The organism is Bacteroidota bacterium (assembly GCA_018692315.1).
Taxonomy (GTDB): domain Bacteria; phylum Bacteroidota; class Bacteroidia; order Bacteroidales; family JABHKC01; genus JABHKC01.
In genome coordinates this window covers 1-3646 of sequence record JABHKC010000026.1, presented here as the reverse complement: position 1 = coordinate 3646, position 3646 = coordinate 1, and the positions used below count along the sequence as shown (strand labels likewise).

Sequence of the window (3646 nt, the reverse complement as noted above, 5' to 3'; positions counted from 1 at the left end):
TAGCTTCTTGTAGAAATTTTTTTTTACATTTGTCATAATTAAATTTTAAATTAATAATATGACAAATTTGATAATTACTGAAAAACTAAGACTACAAATTCCACAAAAACCACCTCACGAATGTGAGGTTTAGTTCAACACGCAATATAGCAAAAAGCGGAGTAGTGCATAGTTGGAACGGGTTTAGCCCGTTTCAACTTCATCTCAATTTGATACGGAATCACTCGCAATCCGCTTCATGCCATATTGCAATCGTTACCTGCAAGGCTGAAAAAGAAAATTAGTCGTAAATTGAAACATGAAAAAATATAACTAAAATTGTAAATAGGAGTATGCTGAAAATCCTAAAAAGAGTAGGTGAAAATATAAAATTGTAATCATGAAAAAGATAATAAAAATTTTCGTTTCAACAGTCGTAATATTATTTCTTGTTACTGGTTGTGGTTTCATGGAAGCATATTATTCATCCAATTATGAAAATTCATCAAATTCATCAAATTCGACTAATTCAGATGATAATGAGTCAACTGACTGTATCTCCTACCGTATCTATTCTAATTACAAAAGTATCGAAGGAAATAGTGTTGTTATCTTTACAAATAATTGCAAACAAGATAAGTTAGTGCATTTCAACTATGAGAGTAGAGGAGGGAATTGGCTTTCTACATCAATATTTATCCTTGCAGAAGGTGGAAAAAGAACGGTAAAAATTGGAACTAAATGTATAGTCCGAAATGTGAGAAGTGAAGATTCATAATATTAATTTAGTAGGTATTATTATTTGAAAAACTAAATAAACATGAAAAAGCTTATTATTGTTTTATTCATAATCCTAAACTGTTTATCTGTCAAAGCTCAATGGAAAGCCACATGTACAAATAGAATATTTAAAACAGAGAAGGATTGCCAAAAGTATGTTGATAAATTCTTGGGGGATGAAATCAAAAGAGCAGTTTATTGGGAATTGCAAGGAAAAAAATATTCAGAAAAGGATTGTCGATGTTATGAAGAAAGAAAACCTATAAAGAATAAGGAAATCAAGCAACAAGAACAAGTTCAAAGATTGCCTGCTAAAACAACCACATCCAAAAGAAATACATCTGAAGAAGATGTTGAACTTTTGATTGGAATTGCAGGTGCTTTTTCTGGAAAAGGTGAAGAAGCCATTGTTGGTGAAAACTCCATAGAAGAAATTGAGAAAGAAAAAACACAGGAAGAAATTTTATCAGCACAAAACAAAGGTGTGAAAAAAGTTGAATTTTACCTTGATGGCAAAAAAGGGTTCTACTATTTAGATGACAATGTAGTTAAATATAATAGCGAAATATATCATAACAAGGATAAAAGTAATTATATATCAAATAATGGAAAGTGCCTAAATAAAAACTACAGAGCAAACCAAGCAACATTCTCACATTGTATTGAAGAAAGTAATGAAAATAGAATTACTGGGGAGAGTTTGCAAGCATATATTGATGAAAAAAATAAAGAAATCAAGGAAGAGAATGCAAGGAAACATTCAGAAATTGGTATTGTAGCCATAAATGCTTTTGAATCTCTTCCTGAAAAAATATATATTGCTGAAAGTTATGTCCATCATTTAAAATCTCTGACTGCTGTTAAAGATGATATAAATAAAATATGGGCTAGTACCATGCAAGAAATGGTTGATAACATTGAAAACATGGCTATTGACGAAGTTGCAAAAATTATACAAATGGGTTTGGGTAAAAGTCTATTAAGTCAACTAACGGACAAAACATTCAAAGGGCAAATTTTAGATGTCAAAACATTTGAAAAAGTTTCAAAAAAATCAAAAGACCTTTTTGCAAAAACCTACAATTATTCAGAAAAGACTTTTTCAATTACGAAAAAAATCCATTCACAAAAAAGTTTGAAAGCATGGAAAGAAGTTGGTGAATTATTATTATCAACTAGTATTGATATAAGCAAGAATTCTAAATATGTTTTTAAGGCTTCGCCAATAGTTAAGTTTTCATTAATTGCTGGTGAACTAACAATATATGGTTCAGTCTATTATTTTGCGAAAGGAAAAAAAGATATTAATATAATGGAACAGAATAATATCAACAGAGACATACAATTTGCTAATACTTGGATTAATAAAATGAAAAAATCATTCAACTGCTTGGATGTATATCAGAATAAGAAAGATTCTCAATCTTTTGGTAAACATGTAATGGACAACAATTGTTTTGATTGCCAACTTAATACTAATAGCGTAAAAAGTGAAATAAACCATTTATTTACATGGATAAACGACTTGGATAAAAGAGGGTTTTGTTTAGAAAAATCAGCAGAACAATATCAGAAATTAATTAAAACCAACGACATTAACTATAAATGACATGAAAAATATATTATTGTTAATTTTAGTATTACTTTCAATTAGTGCAACCGCACAATCTTATCTTGCAGATGAGTGGATTGAAAAGGGTAAACAGCAAAGCAGGGATGGTAATTATTATGCCGCTATTAATTCATTCCAAAAAGCAAAAGAATATGCACCACTTTTAGAAGATATTTATTATTTGCTTGGAATAAATTATAAAGCAATCGATAATTGTGCTAAAGCAAAGCAGAGTTTTCGAAAATATATTGAGTTAAATCCAACTGCATCAGATATAAATCATGTGAAGAAATTAATTAGAACATGTGGTAAAACAGATTGGACAGAAACTGATGTTTTCAGAAGACCGATTCGTAGTTATTTTGGATTATTCTATGAAATGCCTTTGAATTTGGAAGTATCTGCATTTGATGAAAATCTTGGTTACATGAGAAGTTTTTACCCTATTATTGCACATGGTTTTGGCATCCAGGCATATAAACAAAAGAGAAAGAAAAATAGTAATAAGCGGAGAAACCTTAATTATGAGTTTAATATCATCTATCGCTATTTCTACTTTATGGAAAATATTTATGATGGTAAGACAGTGCATAATATTGAACTTAATTTTCTAAATTGGAGATTTATGCCAAGAAGTCCTGCATTTCAAACTGGCAATATTGTTTATAGACCAATGTTTTCTTTTGGTTGTGGATTAGGTATGAATACTGGTGATGATCCAGGTTTTGCTTATACTGGTGCAAGTCCAAATGACGATGATAACATGGCAAAATTGCTTATGAAAGCAGTGAATTATTTTAGTTGGCATGCTACTATTGGCACTCATATCTCAACTAAAAACAATCCAAGCGGTTTAGTAATTGAATGTGCATTTCAAGGTGTTGAACAATTTAGAAGTATTGCAGAAATAAATTCCCCGAATATAATTCCATTTTTTTGTTTAAGAATAGGTTGGTTTTTTGGACTTAGAGGTCGTTGATTAGATTTTATATATTCAGAATAATGGTTTTAGTAATGTTTATAAATCTTAAGAGTATTTAGGTGGAAATTGACAAAAATAGAATAAAGCCCAGCAGGTAATCGAGTAGGCGGCTGACGGTCAAATGACCGCCAGTGCACCTCTCACACCACTAAGCGTACGGGTCTCGTACTTAGCGGTTCATTAAGCAAAAGAATTATCGAAATAATTTCTTTGTCTCAGTTCCCTTTAAACGTAACTTTTGGCTCAGCCACTGCTCCACGGCCTCAAGTATGTTTTAAATTCACATCAACGCT

3 protein-coding genes are annotated in these 3646 nt (G+C 30.6%); all 3 read left to right on the top strand.

Annotated features, from left to right (window positions below; all coding sequences use genetic code 11):
* The first annotated feature begins 379 nt into the window (after positions 1–379).
* Genes HN894_02215 through HN894_02205 form a run of 3 tightly spaced genes read left to right on the top strand, consistent with a single transcriptional unit; the run spans position 380 to position 3350 of the window.
* A complete protein-coding gene (locus HN894_02215; protein MBT7142125.1) occupies positions 380–757 on the top strand; it encodes a hypothetical protein in 378 nt (125 codons plus the stop codon).
* A gap of 42 nt (positions 758–799) precedes the next feature.
* On the top strand, positions 800–2368 hold the full coding sequence (locus HN894_02210) for a hypothetical protein (protein ID MBT7142124.1): 1569 nt from the start codon (positions 800–802) through the stop codon (positions 2366–2368).
* Position 2369: 1 nt separating this feature from the next.
* Positions 2370–3350 (top strand): hypothetical protein, encoded by a 981-nt coding sequence (locus tag HN894_02205; protein ID MBT7142123.1) that lies wholly within the window; start codon positions 2370–2372, stop codon positions 3348–3350.
* The last annotated feature ends 296 nt before the right edge of the window (positions 3351–3646 follow it).

What these genes read in the sequence shown, in the direction of transcription:
- HN894_02215 (MBT7142125.1), top strand. Translation starts at nt 380, where the DNA reads ATGAAAAAGATAATAAAAATTTTCGTTTCAACAGTCGTAATATTATTT.
- HN894_02210 (MBT7142124.1), top strand. Translation starts at nt 800, where the DNA reads ATGAAAAAGCTTATTATTGTTTTATTCATAATCCTAAACTGTTTATCT.
- HN894_02205 (MBT7142123.1), top strand. Translation starts at nt 2,370, where the DNA reads ATGAAAAATATATTATTGTTAATTTTAGTATTACTTTCAATTAGTGCA.